13 protein-coding genes are annotated in these 16,812 nt (G+C 71.0%); 6 read left to right on the top strand and 7 right to left on the bottom strand.

The genetic code is table 11. The features are described 5' to 3' along the window. Positions 1-26: 26 nt before the first annotated feature. On the bottom strand, positions 27-3,203 hold the full coding sequence (locus ABZ342_RS22285) for a BTAD domain-containing putative transcriptional regulator (RefSeq protein WP_360476036.1): 3,177 nt from the start codon (positions 3,201-3,203) through the stop codon (positions 27-29). Positions 3,204-3,364: 161 nt separating this feature from the next. On the opposite strand from ABZ342_RS22285, the gene ABZ342_RS22290 reads away from it, so the two are divergent. The 3 genes from ABZ342_RS22290 to ABZ342_RS22300 all read left to right on the top strand — a co-directional run bounded on the left by ABZ342_RS22290 (position 3,365) and on the right by ABZ342_RS22300 (position 5,909). After that, on the top strand, positions 3,365-4,795 hold the full coding sequence (locus ABZ342_RS22290; RefSeq protein ID WP_360476039.1) for a M1 family metallopeptidase: 1,431 nt from the start codon (positions 3,365-3,367) through the stop codon (positions 4,793-4,795). Positions 4,796-4,860: 65 nt separating this feature from the next. After that, positions 4,861-5,499 (top strand): pyroglutamyl-peptidase I, encoded by a 639-nt coding sequence (gene pcp / locus ABZ342_RS22295; protein ID WP_360476042.1) that lies wholly within the window; start codon positions 4,861-4,863, stop codon positions 5,497-5,499. Beyond that, a complete protein-coding gene (locus tag ABZ342_RS22300; RefSeq protein WP_360476045.1) occupies positions 5,496-5,909 on the top strand; it encodes a hypothetical protein in 414 nt (137 codons plus the stop codon). The genes pcp and ABZ342_RS22300 overlap by 4 nt, the downstream gene beginning before the upstream one ends. Here ABZ342_RS22300 and ABZ342_RS22305 read toward each other — a convergent pair. After that, the gene (locus tag ABZ342_RS22305; RefSeq protein WP_360476048.1) at positions 5,906-6,568 is read right to left on the bottom strand and encodes a hypothetical protein; all 663 of its coding nucleotides are present in this window, start codon (positions 6,566-6,568) and stop codon (positions 5,906-5,908) included. The two genes, ABZ342_RS22300 and ABZ342_RS22305, sit on opposite strands and share 4 nt — an antisense overlap. A gap of 134 nt (positions 6,569-6,702) precedes the next feature. On the opposite strand from ABZ342_RS22305, the gene ABZ342_RS22310 reads away from it, so the two are divergent. Beyond that, entirely contained in the window at positions 6,703-7,161 is a 459-nt protein-coding gene (locus tag ABZ342_RS22310; protein ID WP_360476051.1) for a YbaB/EbfC family nucleoid-associated protein, read from the top strand. A gap of 4 nt (positions 7,162-7,165) precedes the next feature. Here the strand turns inward: ABZ342_RS22310 and ABZ342_RS22315 are convergent, their stop codons facing one another. After that, positions 7,166-8,878: an Hsp70 family protein gene (locus ABZ342_RS22315; protein WP_360476054.1), complete on the bottom strand. Its 1,713-nt coding sequence runs from the start codon at positions 8,876-8,878 to the stop codon at positions 7,166-7,168. A 131-nt stretch (positions 8,879-9,009) separates the two neighbouring features. After that, positions 9,010-11,568 (bottom strand): ATP-dependent Clp protease ATP-binding subunit, encoded by a 2,559-nt coding sequence (locus tag ABZ342_RS22320; RefSeq protein WP_360476057.1) that lies wholly within the window; start codon positions 11,566-11,568, stop codon positions 9,010-9,012. A 344-nt stretch (positions 11,569-11,912) separates the two neighbouring features. Between ABZ342_RS22320 and ABZ342_RS22325 the strand changes: the two genes are divergently transcribed. Continuing rightward, positions 11,913-12,680, top strand: coding sequence for a (2Fe-2S)-binding protein (locus ABZ342_RS22325; protein WP_360476060.1), 768 nt, complete (start codon positions 11,913-11,915; stop codon positions 12,678-12,680). A 458-nt stretch (positions 12,681-13,138) separates the two neighbouring features. Here ABZ342_RS22325 and ABZ342_RS22330 read toward each other — a convergent pair whose 3' ends face one another. Then, positions 13,139-13,702: a TIGR03086 family metal-binding protein gene (locus ABZ342_RS22330; protein ID WP_360476063.1), complete on the bottom strand. Its 564-nt coding sequence runs from the start codon at positions 13,700-13,702 to the stop codon at positions 13,139-13,141. Between the two features lie 65 nt (positions 13,703-13,767). Between ABZ342_RS22330 and ABZ342_RS22335 the strand changes: the two genes are divergently transcribed. Continuing rightward, positions 13,768-14,601 (top strand): helix-turn-helix domain-containing protein, encoded by an 834-nt coding sequence (locus tag ABZ342_RS22335; protein WP_360476066.1) that lies wholly within the window; start codon positions 13,768-13,770, stop codon positions 14,599-14,601. A 109-nt stretch (positions 14,602-14,710) separates the two neighbouring features. Here ABZ342_RS22335 and ABZ342_RS22340 read toward each other — a convergent pair whose 3' ends face one another. Beyond that, positions 14,711-15,061: an Lsr2 family protein gene (locus ABZ342_RS22340; protein ID WP_155547769.1), complete on the bottom strand. Its 351-nt coding sequence runs from the start codon at positions 15,059-15,061 to the stop codon at positions 14,711-14,713. Positions 15,062-15,196: 135 nt separating this feature from the next. After that, the gene (gene lysS, locus ABZ342_RS22345) at positions 15,197-16,708 is read right to left on the bottom strand and encodes a lysine--tRNA ligase (RefSeq protein WP_360476069.1); all 1,512 of its coding nucleotides are present in this window, start codon (positions 16,706-16,708) and stop codon (positions 15,197-15,199) included. Between the last annotated feature and the right edge of the window lie 104 nt (positions 16,709-16,812).

A 16,812-nucleotide genomic window follows, 5' to 3' on the forward strand; every position in this document is an offset into this window, starting at 1 on the left:
GAGAAACAGTGTTCCAACACTGTTTCTCACTCACGACCATTTGCGGTAGGGGACTTCAGCCCGGCGATGGCGTCCTCTTTGGACATGGCGCGCGCCTCGGCGATCAGCTCCTCGTACCGCGCGTCGGAAAGCTCCGCGCGCAGCTGGGCGATCAGCTCGCGCACCTCCGGGCTGCCCAGGTCGAAACGGCCGCGGATCAGCGCCGACGCGCCCAGCATGCGGGCCGCCTCGACCGGCCGGCCCTGCTGGTGGCGCACGAGAGCCAGCAGCTCCACCGCGCCGGCGAGGTCCGGCATGTCACCGCGGTCGCCGGTCGCGGAGATGGCCTTGGTCAAGTGCGCCTCGGCCGCGTCCGGCCGGTGCTCGGCCAGCGCGAGCCGCCCTTCGAACGCGCCGACCCACTCCTCGCCCATGCCCTCGGGGAAGGCGACTTCCCACGTCAGCGCCCGGAGCTGGGTGAGCGCCGCGCGCGCTTCGGCCAGCTGCCCGCCGCGCAGGCACAACTCGATCCGGCCGAACATCAGGAACGCCCGCTGCTGGGGGTTCTCGTTCCCCTGCCCGTAGCGCTCGGCGGCCTCCTGGTCACGCCACGCGCCCTCGAGGTCCCCGAGGCGGGCACGCTCGACGGCCAGGCGCCACCAGTGCTGCACGACGTCCTCGTGCGACCGCAGCTCCATCGACAGCGCCAGCCCTTGCTGGTACACCTCGATCGCGCTCTCGCCCGAGCCGGCCTGGGACAGCGCGTTCGCCTTGAAGCTCAACGTCATCGCCGTGCCCCAGCGGTCGCCGACCTCGCGGAATCCCGCGTACGCGCGGTCACGGGCCCGGTCCGCGCCCTCGACGTCCCCGGTGTCGTCGAGCAGGAAGCTCTCCACCCAGTGGCCGCCCGAGCGGATCCAGGTGTCGTCGTCGGCCTGCGCGCGGTGCACCTCCCGCATCGCCAGCTCGCGGTCGCCGCCGAGGAAGGCCAGCATCGGCAGCGCCACGGCCAGGCCCGGGTACTTCCCCACCGCACCGGTGCGGACGCACTCGTCGACCAGCTCGTGGACGCCTTCGAGCGGGAGCCGGGACGGCACCTGGTGGAACAGCCGCGCGATCGCGCGGTAGGCCGCGTTGACGTCCGGCGGCAGCCGGTCTCCGAAGGCGAGCACCGCGTCGATGAACTCCTCGGCCCGCTCGCCCTGCCCGAGAATGGTGAAATACCAGAACATCCCGTTGAGCAACCGCACCGAAGTGTCCACATCGGACATTTCGATGGCCGTGCGCAGGGCGCCGGTCAGGTTGGCCGACTCCGCCTCGTAGACGTCGATCGCGGACAGCTGCTCGCCGGTGCGCAGCAACGGTTCCGCCCATTCGGCCAGGCCGACGTAGTAGCGGGCCATCGCGCGCTGGAACACGACCTGCTCGCCGGACTCGGCGAGCCGCTCGCCGGCGTAGGCCCGCAGGGTCTCCAGCATCCGGTACCGCGGCTCGCCGCCGCGGTTCACGGTGTCCACGATGGACTTCTCGACGAGCGTGCCGAGCACGTACGGGACTTCGGCGGCGGGCAGCAGCTCGTCCGCGCAGACCCGCTCGACGGCGTCCATCGGCGCACCGCTGGGGAACACCGCGAGCCGCCGCGCGAGCACCAGCTCCGGTTCGGTGAGCAGGTCCCAGCTCCACTCGACGACGGCGCGCAGCGTCCGCTGCCGCGGCAGCGCGGTGCGGCTGCCCGAGGTCAGCAGCCGGAACCGGTCGTCGAGCCTGGCGGCGATCTGGGCCGGCGTCATCGACCGCAGCCGCGCGGCGGCCAGCTCCAGCGCGAGCGGCATCCCGTCCAGCCGGCGGCAGATCTGCCCGACATCGTCCACAGTGGACTCATCGAGCACGAAGTCCGGGCGGACCGCGCTCGCGCGGTCGAGGAACAGCCGCGTCGAGTCCAGCTCGGCGGCTTCGGCGGGCGCCGCGCGTTCGGCCGGCACGGGCAGCGGCCCGAGCGGGCACAGCGCCTCGCCGGTGATGGCCAGCGGCTCCCGGCTGGTCGCGAGGATCCGCAGCCCGGGCGCCCGGCTCAGCAGCTCGTCGGCCAGCGTCGCGGCCGCGTCGATGACGTGCTCGCAGTTGTCCAGCACCAGCAGCGCTTCCCCGCCGGCCAGCACCTCGACGGCGTGGCCGAGCAGGTCCGGCCGCCGCCGCACCTCGGTGTCGGCGCTGCGGATGTCCCGCACCTCCAGCGCGCCGGCCACCGCGCCGACGACGTCGCCGGGGTCGCGGACGCCGGCCAGCGGTACGAACCACACGCGCCCGCGGGCGTGCGCCGGGTGCCGGGACGCGGACTCGGTGGCCAGCCGGGTCTTGCCCGCCCCGCCCGGGCCGATCAAGGTGACCAGCCGGGCGCCACCGAGCAGCTCGGCCAGCAGCTTGAGCTCGTCGTCGCGGCCGATGAACGTGGTCAGCCGCGTCGGCAGCCGGTCGGTCACCGGGGCCGGCGGCGCGAACTCGCCGCGCAGCGCGGCGAGGTGGATCTCCTGCAGCTCGGCCGAGGGGTCGACGCCGAGCTGGTCGGCCAGGGTGCGGCGGATCCCGGTGTAGACGCCCAGCGCCTCCGACTGCCGCCCGGCCGCGCACAGCGCGCGGATCCGCAGCCCGGCCAGCCGCTCGCGCAGCGGGTCGGCGTCGGCCGCGGCGACCAGGTCGGCGAGGACCCCGGCGTGCTCGCCCAGCCGGATCAGCGCTTCGAACCGGTCTTCGATCGCCTCGGCCCGCAGGTCGGCGAGGCGGCGGGCGGGCGCGGGCGCGAACGGCGCGTCGAGGACGTCGGCGAGCGCACCGCCCTGCCAGAGCCCGAGCGCTTCAGTCAGCAGCTCGGCCGCGTGCGCGTCCCGGCCCGCGGCGAGCTCCCGGCGGCCGCCGGCGGCGAGCCGTTCGAAGCGTTCGGCGTCGACGTCTTCACGGGCCACGGCGAGCCGGTAGCCGCCCGGGCCCGACTCGACGGCCACCGGCAGCGCCTTGCGCAGCCGCGAGACCAGCGACTGCAGCGCGTTGGCGGCGTCGGCCGGCGGTTCGGCACCCCAGAGACCGTCGACGAGCGCGTCGGCCGGGACCGCGCGCCCGGCGTCCAGCGCGAGCCTGGCCAGGAGCATGCGAAGGCGGGCCCCGCCGATGTCGATCGGCGTGCCTTCGTCGTCGGTCGCCCGCAACGGGCCCAGCAGCGCGACGCGCATGCGTCCAGCTTTCCAGACCGCACCCGGGCGCCGGGGGCGGATGGCCGGACCGGCACCGACGGAAGTGTTGACTTTCCGGACAAATACGACGTCAGACCGTCCGGTGGCACGTTCGTGGCGATACGTTGCGATTCCACGTCCACCCCCAGACAGGAGCGTTCATGAGGGGACAGAAACCGGTCGTGCTCGCCGCCGCGCTGCTCACCGGCATCTGCTTGAGCAGCGGGGTCGCCGCCGCCGGGAACGACTGGGGCGCGAAGCCGGGCAGCGACGGCGCCGGCGACAGCTACTACCCGCAGGACGGCAACGGCGGCTACGACGTCGCCGACTACAACCTGAAGGTGAGCTACGACCCCGCGTCGCACCAGCTCAAGGGCGCGCAGGACATCTCCGCCCGGGCCACGCAGTCGCTCAGCTCGTTCAACCTCGACTTCCGCGGCCTGACCGTCGACTCCGTGAAGGTCGACGGCCGCGGCGCGAAGTTCAGCCGGACCGGCGACCACGAGCTGGTCGTCACGCCGTCGCGGCCGCTGCGGCGCGGCGAGCACTTCGAGATCAAGATCGACTACCACGGGGTGCCCGCGCCGATCAACGACCCGTCGCTCGGCAACAACGGCTGGCAGTACGCCCAGGCGGGCGGCGCGTTCGTCGCCGGCGAGCCGAAGTCGGCCACGACCTGGTACCCGGTCAACGACACCCCGCTCGACAAGGCCACGTTCCACCTCGCGATCACCGTGCCCGACGAGTGGGGCGTGATCGCCAACGGCCGCGAGAAGCCGTCGTTCAAGGCACCGGGCGGCACCACGCACGTCTGGGCCGAGGAAACGCCGATCGTGCCGTACATGACGACGGTCGCGATCGACAAGTGGACCTTCGACCGGCAGAAGCGCAAGGACGGCACCCCGGTCGTCAGCGCGTTCGCCCCGGGCGTCCCCGACTCGACGAAGCAGGCCGAGGCGCGGCTGCCGGAGATCCTCGACTTCCTCGAGTCGAAGTTCGGCAAGTACCCGATCGACGCGGCGGGCGGCATCTTCCTCAACGAGCAGATCGGCTTCTCGCTGGAGACGATGAGCCGGCCGATCTACTCCGCGGGCTGGGCCGGCACGGTCCCGACGATCGTCCACGAGAACGCCCACCAGTGGTACGGCGACTCGGTGGCCGTTTCGCACTGGCGCGACGTCTGCCTCAACGAGTGCTTCGCGTCGTACGCGACGTGGCTCTGGGACGAGGCCAAGGAGGGCGTCGACCTGAACAAGCAGTACGCGGACGACGTCAAGAAGGCTTCCGCGAACTTCTGGAACGGCAAGCTGTACGACATGGGCGCCGGCAACGAGTTCACGTACGTGTACTCGAAGGGCCCGATGATGCTGCACGCGCTGCGCAACTACGTCGGGCAGACCGCGTTCGACCGGGTCCTCAGGACCTGGCCGTCGCTGCACCGGGACGGGAACGCGAGCATGCAGGAGTTCCAGCAGTACACCGAGAAGGTCGCGCACAAGAACCTCCAGGGGTTCTTCGACGCCTGGGTGTACGGGGCCGGCAAGCCCGCCGACCAGTACCTCTTCCCGGGTGGCCTGAAGCCCGCCGCCTGAGTTGATCCCTTCGTGAAGGCCACCCCGCGTCGTAGGGTGGCCTTCACGGCGTTTCGGGAGGGTGCATGGCCAGGGTGCTGATGACGGGGTTCGCGCCGTTCGGCGGCGAGCCGGTGAACCCGTCGTGGCAGGCGGTTTCGCTGCTCGGCGCGCGCCGGGACGACATCGCCGCGGTAGAGCTGCCGTGCGAGTTCGCCGCGTCGCTGCCCACCTTGCGACGCGCGGTGGAGGAGCACCGGCCGTCGCTGGTGGTGTGCGTGGGCCAGGCAGGCGGCCGCCCCGACGTGACGCCGGAGCGCGTCGCGGTCAACCTGATCGACGCCCGCATCCCCGACAACGCGGGCGCGCGGCCGGTGGACGTCCCGGTGGTCCCGGACGGACCGGCGGCGTACTTCACGACGTTGCCGGTGAAGGCGTGCGTGGCGGCGATCCGCGCGGCGGGCGTGCCGGCTTCGGTGTCCCACACCGCCGGGACGTACGTGTGCAACCAGGTCTTCTACGGGCTGATGCACCTGCTCTCGGCCCGGCCGGACGTGCGCGGCGGGTTCGTGCACGTCCCGTTCAGCCCCGAACAGGTGGCGGCGTCCGGCAAGGCGGCGCCGTCGCTGGGGGTCGACCGCATCGCCGACGCGCTGGAAGCACTGGTGGACACGGCTTCGCGGACGACGACGGACCTCGCGGTCAGCGCGGGCGCGGAGCATTGACAACGCTGCAGGCCGATCCGCGGGCGCTCGTCGCGGCGAGCGTGACGAGCGCGCTCGGCGGCACCGCCACCGGCTGGTTCTGGGTCGCGGTGTCCGGCAGCTACGAGCAGATGTGCGCGGACGCCATCGAGGGCTTCTGCATGTTCGGGCAGTGGTTCCTCGGCTTGCTCGTCTTCTGGGCGACCATGGCCGGCTCGGCGTTGATCGCGCTGCTCCTGGTGAGCGTGACGCGGATCCGGCCCCAGCTGCCGGTGGTGCTGACGGCGATGCTGGCGCCGCTGGCCTTCCTGGTCGTCTTCAACGTGACCGAAGCACTCGGCGGCTACCGGATCCCGCTGCTGGCGGCGGTTTCCGTGCTGCTGCAGCTGGTGGTGGCCTGGCCCGCGCGGATCCGGTTCGTCCGCCGCTAACCGCCGCGGCCGGTGAGCTCCACGAACGCCGACGGGCCCGGGACGTTGTGGTGGACCGTCAGATCCGCCACCCGATCGCCGCTCCACGCCGGGGTGAAGCTCACGACCAGGGTGCAGCGCCTGCCCGGCGCCACCTCGGCGGCGACGCACGCGCTCGCGTCCACCGCGAACTCCTCGCTGTCCAGGTCGGTCCCGCTCACCCGCAGCGGGGCCGCGCCGACGCTGCGGACCGCCACCGTGCAGGTCGTCGTCGTGTGCACCGGTGTCGTGCCGCAGGCGACCGACTGCGGGACCAGCAGCGCCGCCGGGTCCCCGGCCGGCACCACCGGGAACGTCGCCGGGCGGCCGCGCACGACGTCGAGCACCGTCACCCCGGTGACCGTCAGGACCAAAGCGCCCACGGCCAGCAGCACGATCGCGATCGCCTTGATCCCGCGGGCCGCGCTGCCGTCCTTGGCGGTGAACCCGCCGGCCGCCAGCACGGTGACGACCAGCGTCGAAACCAGTGTCGCGTCCGGGCCGGCGCCGATCGCCGCCGGGACGAGCGCGCCGAGCAGCGACGCCGCGACCGTGACGCCGAACCCGGTCCAGGAGAAGCGTTTCGCTTCGCGCAGCTGCCGCCGCACGGTCGGCGCGCGAGGCTTCGTGACGGTGCTCATGCAGGTAAGAGCGCCGGCCGCCCCGGGCAGGTACGAGGTTCGCCCGTTCGGCGGTACGGGGACGTGCCGGTGATCTGCGGCACACCGCTCGCGAATCCCTCCGCCGGACAGCTGAACGGTGTTTACATGATCGAATGGCCGACCACCCGGCGAAACCGGACCGCGATGCGCTCCTGGGCGAGCTGTCCGCGCTGTCGTCGACGGCGACGTCCGCCGACGGCGCCGTCTCGCTCTCGGTCAACACCGACGGCGTGCTGACCCAGCTTCGGCTCACCGACGCCGTTTCGCGGATGTCGCCGGACGAGATCGCCGACGCCGTCCTGCGCACCTACGTCGAGGCGCAGCGCGACTCGGCGAAGCGGACCGGGCAGCTGCTGGCGCCCTTGGGCAGCGGTGGCTACCTGATGGACCGGCTGCGCTGGCGGATGCGGTTCGAACCGGCGCCGCCGCCTGCCGTCCCCCGGCACGAAGAGCGGACCGGCGCGGTGCTGAAGAACCGTTCGGCCGAGGCGCCGGCCGTCGCACCGCCGCCGGGCCCGGTGGCGGACGAGGACTTCTACCGCCAGGGCCCGCGGATGGACCAGGCCTGGTGAGCCGTCAGGCCGGTTTGAGCTCTCCGGTGAAGTAGGCGACGAGGTCCGGGGTCCGGCGCCCGCGGTCGATCGAGACGTAGAGCCCGGCCGCCCGGCGGTCGTCGGCGCCGAAGAGCACGATCCCCGTGGCGCTGCCGACCCCGGCGACGTACCGGCCGTGCAGCCCGCCGCCGTCCCAGGTGCCGCGCTCGACGGTGCCGTCGCCCATCTGCAGCTTCGCGCCCGCCTCGATCTCGTCGACGGTCACGCCCTGGTAGTAGCTCACGGCGGCGCCCTGGCCGAACCCGCAGGTGACGGCCGTCTGGGCGTGCACCAACCGGGCCACGGAGTCGGCGGTCCGGCAGGTGGCGCGGTCCGGGACGGTGCCGGCCAGCGAGCGCAGGCACGGGGTGAACCCGGCCTGGTCGCGCTGGGTCGTCGTCGTACAGTCCACAGTGGACTCGGCGGCGGAGTCGCTCGTGGTGACCAGCACGACGACCGTCACCACGACGGCGACGACCACGAGCACGGCGAGCGCGATGAGCCACGGCTTCGTGGTCTTCTTCGGCTCCGGCGACGGCGGCGCGTATCGAAGAGGCGGTTGTTGCTGCCAGGGCTGCGGCCGCGGCGGCGTCACGGGCGGCCGGACCGGCGCGAAGGTGGGCACGGTGAGGTCGGCGGTGGTGCTGAGGGGAACGTGGTGGAGGCCGAACGCGACGGCGGTTTCGGGCCGGTCCTGCGTGGTCGGCGTGACGCCGAGCTGGCGCCCGAGCAGCGTGGCCAGCAACGGCATCCGGCTCGGCCCGCCGACGAGGTAGACGCCGGCGAGCTGCGCGGGGGTCAGGCCCGCGCGGTGGATCGTCGCGGCGAGCAGTTCGGCGCTGCGCAGCAGGCTGGGCCGCACGAGCGCTTCGAGCTCGTCGCGGCTGACCAGGACGTCACCGAACGGCTCGGGCATCGGCACGTGGGTCTGGGTGTGCCGGGAGAGGCTTTCCTTGGCGTCACGGACATCCTGCAGCAACGCGCGCCGGGTGCGGCGGTCGGCGGTGGACTGCGGACGCAGAAGCCGTTGCCACTGCGCGGGATCGGCGTGCGAGACCGAGCGGCCGATGTGCACGAGCAGCGCCTGGTCGATGTCGAGGCTGCCGAGGTCGGGCAGGCCCCCTTCGGCGAGCACGGCGAAGCCCTGCCGGGAAACGCCGACGACGGCGCAGTCGAAGGTGCCGGCGCCGAGGTCGTAGACGCCGATGGGGCCGGTGTTGCGATGGCCGATGCTCGCGTAGTGCGCGGCTGCGGCAACCGGCTCGGGGATCAGCCGGACATCACCGAACCCGGCTTTGGCGGCGGCGGTGCGGATCGCGTCCTGCCGGGTGGCGCCCCAGCCGGCGGGGTGCGAGATCCGCGTCTGCCCGGGCGGCCGGCCGAGCTGCCGTTCGGCTTCCTCCCCGACCCTGCGCAGGACGGCGGCGAAGGCGTCGGTGACCTCCACTGTGGAATCGCCGAGCCGCAGGGTGCCTTCGTCGATGCGCCGCTTGGGGTTGGGCTCGAACCGGCTGGGATCGAGCCGCGCCCGCCGTTCGGCGTCCTGCCCGACGACGAGCAGGCCGTCATCGTTGACGAAGACGGCGGAGGACATGGTGACGGACCCATCGACCTCGACGGCCCGCGGCCCGCGCCCGAAGGCAGAGAGGACAGCGACGGTGCTGGAGGTCCCGAAGTCGATCGACAGCACGTCCACGCGGATACCCTCCCAAGCTCCGCCCGGCATCGTCTCACGGACCCCAACACGGCTCTCGGTGCGTCGGACACAAGCAGAAAGGGCGGCTCCCCTTCCGGGGAACCGCCCTTTCTGCCGTGCTGCTCAGCCGATCACTCGCTTTCGGCTTCGCCGCCCTGCTCCTCGTGGCCCGCGCCGATGCTGACCGGCGGGGCGTCCGGGACCGACGACGGCTTGCGCTCACCGCGGAAGGTGAACCGGGCCTGGTCGTCCTTGTCCTCGGGGTTGCCGCTCCAGCCCTCGACGTCGACCAGGATGATCTGGCCGGGCTCGACCTCGCCGAAGAGGATCTTCTCCGACAGCTGGTCCTCGATCTCGCGCTGGATCGTGCGACGCAGCGGCCGCGCGCCCAGCACCGGGTCGAAGCCGCGCTTGGCCAGCAGGGCCTTGGCCTTCGCCGTCAGCTCCAGCTCCATGTCCTTGGCCTTGAGCTGCTTCTCCACGCGGCCGATCATCAGGTCGACCATCATGATGATCTGGTCCTGCGTCAGCTGGTGGAACACGATGATGTCATCGATCCGGTTCAGGAACTCCGGGCGGAAATGCTTCTTCATTTCCTCGTTGACCTTCTGCTTCATCTTCTCGTACCGGGTGCCGGTGTCGTTGGACCCGGCGAACCCGAGCGAGACGGACTTCGAGATGTCCGACGTGCCCAGGTTGGACGTGAAGATGAGGACCGTGTTCTTGAAGTCGACCGTGCGACCCTGACCGTCGGTCAGGCGGCCGTCTTCCAGCACCTGCAGCAGCGTGTTGTAGATCTCCTGGTGCGCCTTCTCGATCTCGTCGAACAGGACCACCGAGAACGGCTTGCGACGCACCTTCTCCGTCAGCTGGCCACCCTCTTCGTAGCCCACGTAGCCCGGAGGGGCACCGAAGAGCCGCGACGCGGTGTAGCGGTCGTGGAACTCGCCCATGTCGATCTGGATGAGCGCGTCGTCCTCGCCGAACAGGAACGCCGCCAGCGCCTTCGACAGCTCGGTCTTACCGACACCGGACGGGCCGGCGAAGATGAACGAGCCCGACGGGCGCTTCGGGTCCTTCAGACCGGCACGCGTACGGCGGATCGCCTGCGAGACGGCCTTGACCGCGTCCTCCTGGCCGATGATGCGCTTGTGGAGCTCGTCCTCCATGCGCAGCAGCCGGGTGGTCTCCTCCTCGGTCAGCTTGAACACCGGGATGCCGGTCCAGTTGGCCAGCACCTCCGCGATCTGCTCGTCGTCGACCTCGGCGACGACGTCGAGGTCGCCGTCCTTCCACTGCTTCTCCCGCTCGCCCTTCTGGCCGAGGAGGGTCTTCTCCTCGTCACGCAGGCGGGCGGCCCGCTCGAAGTCCTGCGCGTCGATCGCGGACTCCTTGTCGCGGCGGACGTTCGCGATCTTCTCGTCGAACTCGCGCAGGTCCGGCGGCGCGGTCATCCGGCGGATGCGCATCCGGGCGCCGGCCTCGTCGATCAGGTCGATCGCCTTGTCCGGGAGGAACCGGTCGTTGATGTACCGGTCCGCCAGGGTCGCGGCGGCGACCAGCGCCGAGTCGGTGATCGAGACGCGGTGGTGCGCCTCGTACCGGTCGCGCAGGCCCTTGAGGATCTCGATCGTGTGCTCCAGCGACGGCTCGCCGACCTGGATCGGCTGGAACCGGCGCTCGAGGGCGGCGTCCTTCTCGATGTACTTGCGGTACTCCTCGAGCGTGGTCGCGCCGATCGTCTGCAGCTCACCGCGGGCGAGCATCGGCTTCAGGATCGAAGCCGCGTCGATCGCACCCTCGGCGGCACCCGCCCCGACCAGCGTGTGCAGCTCGTCGATGAACAGGATGATGTCGCCGCGGGTCTTGATCTCCTTGAGCACCTTCTTCAGGCGCTCTTCGAAGTCACCGCGGTAGCGGGAGCCGGCGACCAGGGAGCCCAGGTCCAGCGTGTAGAGCTGCTTGTCCTTGAGCGTCTCGGGCACCTCGCCCTTGACGATGCTCTGCGCGAGGCCCTCGACGACGGCGGTCTTGCCGACGCCGGGCTCGCCGATGAGCACCGGGTTGTTCTTGGTCCGGCGGGACAGGACCTGCATGACCCGCTCGATCTCCTTGCCGCGCCCGATGACCGGGTCGAGCTTGCCCTCGCGGGCGAGCACGGTCATGTTGCGGCCGAACTGGTCCAGCACCAGCGACGACGACGGGGTGCCTTCACCACGGCCGCCGGAACCGGTTTCGGTGGACTCCTTGCCCTGGTAGCCCGAGAGCAGCTGCAGCACCTGCTGGCGGACGCGGTTCAGGTCCGCACCCAGCTTGACCAGCACCTGCGCGGCGACGCCTTCGCCCTCGCGGATCAGGCCCAGCAGGATGTGCTCGGTACCGATGTAGTTGTGGCCGAGCTGCAGCGCTTCGCGCAGCGACAGCTCCAGCACCTTCTTCGCCCGCGGCGTGAACGGGATGTGCCCGCTCGGCGCCTGCTGGCCCTGGCCGATGATCTCTTCGACCTGCTGGCGCACGCCCTCCAGGGCGATGCCCAGCGACTCCAGCGCCTTGGCGGCGACACCCTCACCCTCGTGGATCAGACCCAGGAGGATGTGCTCGGTGCCGATGTAGTTGTGGTTGAGCATCCTGGCCTCTTCTTGAGCCAGGACGACCACCCGCCTCGCGCGGTCGGTGAACCTCTCAAACATGTGCACTCCCTCGACTGCTGCGCCGGCGGCCCGTTTCCATCGTGCTTTCACCGCGATGGATTCAGCACCGTGAGACCACTCTAGTAGCCAAGCGGTCGCGCTGGCGTACCACTACGGCTGTTCTGGGTCTTTCCCGCACCCGGACGTGGGGTCTTCCGGGTGCTTCCATCATCAGGTTGCCCTGCACCTTTACGTCAAGCCCAACGTGCGAGTGGCCACTCGGATTCCGCCATCCGCGCGGTGTCCGCTCACCGCGAACAGGTCCGCAACCTGGGAGTGACCGGGGCGACAGCCACCCGATCGGCGGAGTCCTGTTAGGTTAGGCAGACCTAAGGAGGACGCCGTTGACCCAGCCGAGTACCCGCGAGACGGACGGCCTCGCGCCCTCCCTGCGGCGGCTCGACCTGCGGCGGGACGTCCCGGAAGGCTGGATCCGCTGCTCGACGGCCCTGGCCGGGCCCTTCGACGAGTGGCGCACGCGGCTGGCCGGTTGGCTGGCGCGCGAGTACGGCGAGGCGCCACCCAGGACCGTCGACGCGTACCTGGTCGCGTGGTACCTGCACATCCCGGCCCAGGTGGGCGCGCTGCTGCTGCACCACGAGCGGCGGGTGCCTTCACTCCGCCCCGAGGACCTGGCGTTCCGCGTCGGAGCGGGTCAGCCGTACCCGGACGCCCTGGCGGTGCTCGCCGACGGGTTCTGCTGCCTGCCGACCGACCCGGCCTCGGCGGCGCCCGGAGCGACGGTGGTCCGCGACGAGCGAGCCCTGGCGGCGGTCCTCCGGGCCCGATACACGGCCCACGCGGCCCGGTTCGTCCAGGCCTACGGACCCCAAAGCCGCTTCGGCCGCCGTACCCTCTGGGCCGCGGCGACCGACGCGCTGGAGAACGCCCTGTGGGGAGCCGGCCGAGCGGGCGGCACCCCGGAGGCGGAGGGGGCGGGCGTCGCGGACGCGGCCCTGGTGCTCGACTCGCGGTACCCGCCGCTGACGTCGGCGTCGACGTTGCGCTGGGTGGACCGGGGGTGGACGCGGCGGAGGGAGAGCTGCTGCTTCTCGTACTTGCTCCCGGCCGAGCCGGAGTGCGACGGCTGCCCGCGCACCTGTGCCCGGTAGTCGGCCGCCCCCGCCCGTCCCGGGTGCGAGCTGGATGGTGCGGCCGTGCCCGCTGCCGCTGGTGATGCGGGCGGGAATCTCGTGCCAGGGAAGGGTGCGATCTCCCTGAAAGCGTGGTTCGCGCCACGTTGACGCAGGTAGCGAGCATGTCGGGCGGTGGTGCGTCGGCGCGGCTACCCGCCTGGCCAAGCCGAACGAGGGCCGTGCCCGTCCTGCGACCGGCCTACAGACCAGGACAAACCCCCGCCCGTCCCAAGCGGGGCCCGGCAAAGTCGCAGTGGCTCGCTCACTCGCAGCTCCGCCAACACCGCCCCTCCGGCCCCGCCCCACCAGACAGCCCCCGCCCATCCCAAGGGGGGCGACCCCGACTCCATTCTATCGGCGACCTGCGACAAACCCCCCGGATCGCCATCCGAGCCCCGAAGCTGTCCACATCCCAGCCGGCCTGTGGACAACCCTCAGCGAGAGCGGGTCCACCGCGGGTCCCGCCCCGAGGCCCCCAGCGCCCGCTCCAGCACCGGGGCGTCCGCGGGCACCGCCACCGCCGGCCCGTAGACCCCCATCGAGCGCGCCTGCTCGCCCATGGCCACCGCGGACTCGTACACCGCCGTCGCCGCCTCGGGGGCGCAGCGGAGCTCCTGGCCGCTCGCCCGGGCCAGGTCCCAGCCGTGCAGGACGAACTCGCCCAGCACCATGTCGCCGACCACCGGCGCCGGGAGGCGGGTCGTCCCCAGCGCCGTCATTCCCGTCCACGCCGATGGCGTCCCGAACACGTCCACGAGCGTCTCCGTCTGCTTCTCCAGCGCCGCCCGCCAATCCTCGGTGACGACTTCGGCCGCCGACGGCGGTGGTGGCTCCTCACGGCGTCCCGCGGCGACCAGCCACGGGCCCCAATACAAAAGGTGGTTCAGCAGCCCGCGGACGTCGTAGCCGGCGCACGGTGTCGGGGCGGACAGGTCGGCCACGGCGTGGGCGACCCGCAGGAACTCGGCCGCGGCGGGCCGCATCAGCTCGGCAGTCATCCCGCGATCCAATCCGCCCGCCGGCGCGGCCGTCTTGAAAGAACGCGACAGCTACCGTGGACGCCGTGGGCGAGCACCGGATCCCGCGCGGCATCGTGGCCGAGGCCACCGCGCGCACGATGTTCACGCTGACCAGGCACCCGCCCGCGCCCGAGCTGGCGGACCTCGTCGAATACCACTGGGTGCTGCGCTGGGACCTGCGCGGCAAACCACCCCACGAACAGCGCGTCCTGCCGAACCTCGCGGTGCACGCGGCGTTCTTCCCCGGTGCGTCCGGCGTGTACGGCCCGGCCCACGACATCTTTTCCCACCGCCTCGAAGGCCGCGTCCAGGGCTTGGGTGTGCGTTTCCGGCCCGGGTGCTTCCGCGCGTTCCTCGGTGGCCCGGTGAGTGACATCACCGACCGCGCTGTCCCGCTCGCCGACGTTTTCGGTCCGACGGCGATCGAAGCCGCGGAATCGGTGCGGACCGCCGCCGATGACGCGCAAATGGTCCGCGCGATCGACAACTTGCTGATCGCAAAACCCACCGGCCTGTCGACGTCCGCGCGACGCGCCGCCGAGGCCGTGGAATCAATCGCACGCGATCCCGGAATTATCCGGGTGGCGCAACTGTGCGCGGGTACTGGACTAACCACCCGGTCCGTGCAGCGGTTGTTCGCCGAACACGTCGGCTGCACACCCAAGTGGGCGATCCGGATATACCGCCTCAACGACGCGGCACAGCGGATCGCCGCGGAAGGGGAGCCGGATTACGCCGGTCTGGCGGTTCGACTGGGCTATAGCGACCAGTCGCACTTCATCCGCGATTTTCACACCGTGACGGGTCAACCGCCGGCCGAGTACGCCCGCACGACCCGGGCGGACCGCGAACACGCACCGGACAACGATCGGACATGAAGAAAGCCGCCGGGCGAATTCGCCCGGCGGCTTCGACTGAAACCCCGCGTGGAGGAGTTCCCCGCCCCGCCCGGTGACCTGCGGACACCGGGTGAGAGGCGAAGGATCCTCAGTTCTTCTTGTGGTACGCCTCGACGACCTCGGACGGGATCCGGCCCCGGTCCGAAACGGCGTAACCGTTCTTGCGCGCCCACGACCGAATGGCCTGGTTCTGCTCACGGTCGACAGCGGCCGGCCGGGCCGAGCCCTTGCCCGCGACCGGGCGAACCGAAGCGCGCTTGCGGCCACCCGCGCGACGCGCGTGCTCGACATACTGGGCGAGGGCGTCCCGCAGCTCCTCGGCGTTATCCGAAGAGAGGTCGATCTGGTAGCTGACGCCGTCCAAACCGAACTCGACGGTCTCTTCCGCCTCACTGCCGTCGAGGTCGTCGACCAGCGAGACGAGCACCTTCTGTGCCATCCGATTCCTCCTGCGGGGACTTGCTCAATGATCTGGTTACGGGGCGAGCCCCGGGACAGAAGTCTTTGTCTAGAACATTAGTACCCGCTTCTGGAGGACAGTGCAAATCTCATTGCGGTAAACGACACCGCCGGGTTATTCGGGACGCACGAGCGGGAAGAGGATCGTCTCCCGGATACCGAGACCGGTCAGCGCCATGAGGAGCCGGTCGATCCCCATTCCGACGCCACCGCTCGGCGGCATTCCGTACTCCAGGGCCCTCAGGAAATCCTCGTCGAGGCGCATGGCTTCGCTATCGCCCTGCGCGGCCAGCAGCGACTGTTCGGTGAGCCGTTCCCGTTCGACGACCGGATCGACCAGCTCGGAGTATCCGGTGGCGAGTTCGAATCCGCGCACGTAGAGGTCCCACTTCTCGGCCACCCCGGCCCGCGAGCGGTGCTGCCTCGTCAATGGGGACGTCTCCAGCGGAAAATCACGGACAAACGTGGGAGCGTGCAGGTGATCTCCGACGAGGTGCTCCCACAGTTCCTCGACCAGCTTCCCGTGACCCAGCTTCGGATCCACTTCCAGGCCCCTGGCCTGCGCGAATCCGTGCAGTTTGGCGGCGGGCGTCTCCGGCGTCACCTCTTCGCCGAGGGAATCGGACAACGACTCGTACATTCCGAGTGTGGTCCATTCGCCGGACAGGTCGTACTCCGAACCGTCGGGCAGGGTGATGACCTGGGTGTCCAGCACCGCTTGCGCGGCCTCCTGGATCAGCTCCCGCGTCATCACCGCATTCGTGTCGTAAGTGGCGTAGGCCTCGTAGTACTCGAGCATCGCGAACTCCGGCGAGTGCGAGGAGTCGCTGCCCTCGTTCCGGAAGTTGCGGTTGATCTCGAAGACCTTCTCGATGCCGCCGACGACGCAGCGCTTGAGGTAGAGCTCCGGCGCGATCCGCAGGAAGAGCTCCATGTCGAACGCGTTCGAGTGCGTGACGAACGGGCGGGCCGCGGCGCCGCCGTGCAGCGTCTGCAGCATCGGCGTCTCGACCTCGGTGAACCCGCGGCGGTGGAACGACTCCCGCAGCGACCGGACCACGCCGGCGCGCGTGCGCACGACGTCCCGCGCGCGCGGGCGCATGATGAGGTCGACGTAGCGCTGGCGGATCCGCGTCTCCTCGGCCAGGTCCTTGAAGGCGTTGGGCAGCGGGCGCAGCGCCTTCGACGTGATGCGCCAGGAATCGGCCATCACGGACAGCTCGCCGCGCTTGGACGTGATGACCTCACCCTGCACGAACACGTGGTCGCCGAGGTCGACGTCGGACTTCCACGCGGCCAGCGCGTCCTCGCCGACCTTCGCCAGGCTGATCATGGCCTGCAGCTCGGTGCCGTCACCCTCGCGGAGGCTGGCGAAGCACAGCTTGCCCGTGTTGCGCAGGAACATCACCCGGCCGGTGACGCCGACGGTCTCGCCGGTGGCGGTGTCGACGGGCAGCCCTTCATGCGCGGCGCGCACCTCGGCCAGCGAGTGCGTGCGGGGTACCTCGACCGGGTAGGGATCGATACCCTCCGCGAGGATCCGGTCGCGCTTCTCCCGGCGCACCCGCATCTGCTCGGGCAGTTCGTCTTCGGCGGGCTCGCTGGTGGGAGGGGGCTTTTCGGTCATGGCCCTAGGGTACGAACCCGGCTGAGCGCTACGCCAACCGGATTACCTTTCCTTTCCGTCCATACCGAGTCGTTCGTTAGCGATCCGGCGACAGTCACGGCCGA

The organism is Amycolatopsis sp. NPDC005961 (assembly GCF_040629235.1).
Taxonomy (GTDB): Bacteria; Actinomycetota; Actinomycetes; order Mycobacteriales; family Pseudonocardiaceae; genus Amycolatopsis; species Amycolatopsis camponoti.

What these genes read in the sequence shown, in the direction of transcription:
- ABZ342_RS22310 (WP_360476051.1), top strand. Translation starts at nt 6,703, where the DNA reads ATGGCCGACCACCCGGCGAAACCGGACCGCGATGCGCTCCTGGGCGAG.
- ABZ342_RS22285 (WP_360476036.1), bottom strand. Translation starts at nt 3,203, where the DNA reads ATGCGCGTCGCGCTGCTGGGCCCGTTGCGGGCGACCGACGACGAAGGC.
- ABZ342_RS22330 (WP_360476063.1), bottom strand. Translation starts at nt 13,702, where the DNA reads ATGACTGCCGAGCTGATGCGGCCCGCCGCGGCCGAGTTCCTGCGGGTC.
- ABZ342_RS22320 (WP_360476057.1), bottom strand. Translation starts at nt 11,568, where the DNA reads ATGTTTGAGAGGTTCACCGACCGCGCGAGGCGGGTGGTCGTCCTGGCT.
- lysS (WP_360476069.1), bottom strand. Translation starts at nt 16,708, where the DNA reads ATGACCGAAAAGCCCCCTCCCACCAGCGAGCCCGCCGAAGACGAACTG.
- ABZ342_RS22290 (WP_360476039.1), top strand. Translation starts at nt 3,365, where the DNA reads ATGAGGGGACAGAAACCGGTCGTGCTCGCCGCCGCGCTGCTCACCGGC.
- pcp (WP_360476042.1), top strand. Translation starts at nt 4,861, where the DNA reads ATGGCCAGGGTGCTGATGACGGGGTTCGCGCCGTTCGGCGGCGAGCCG.
- ABZ342_RS22340 (WP_155547769.1), bottom strand. Translation starts at nt 15,061, where the DNA reads ATGGCACAGAAGGTGCTCGTCTCGCTGGTCGACGACCTCGACGGCAGT.
- ABZ342_RS22305 (WP_360476048.1), bottom strand. Translation starts at nt 6,568, where the DNA reads ATGAGCACCGTCACGAAGCCTCGCGCGCCGACCGTGCGGCGGCAGCTG.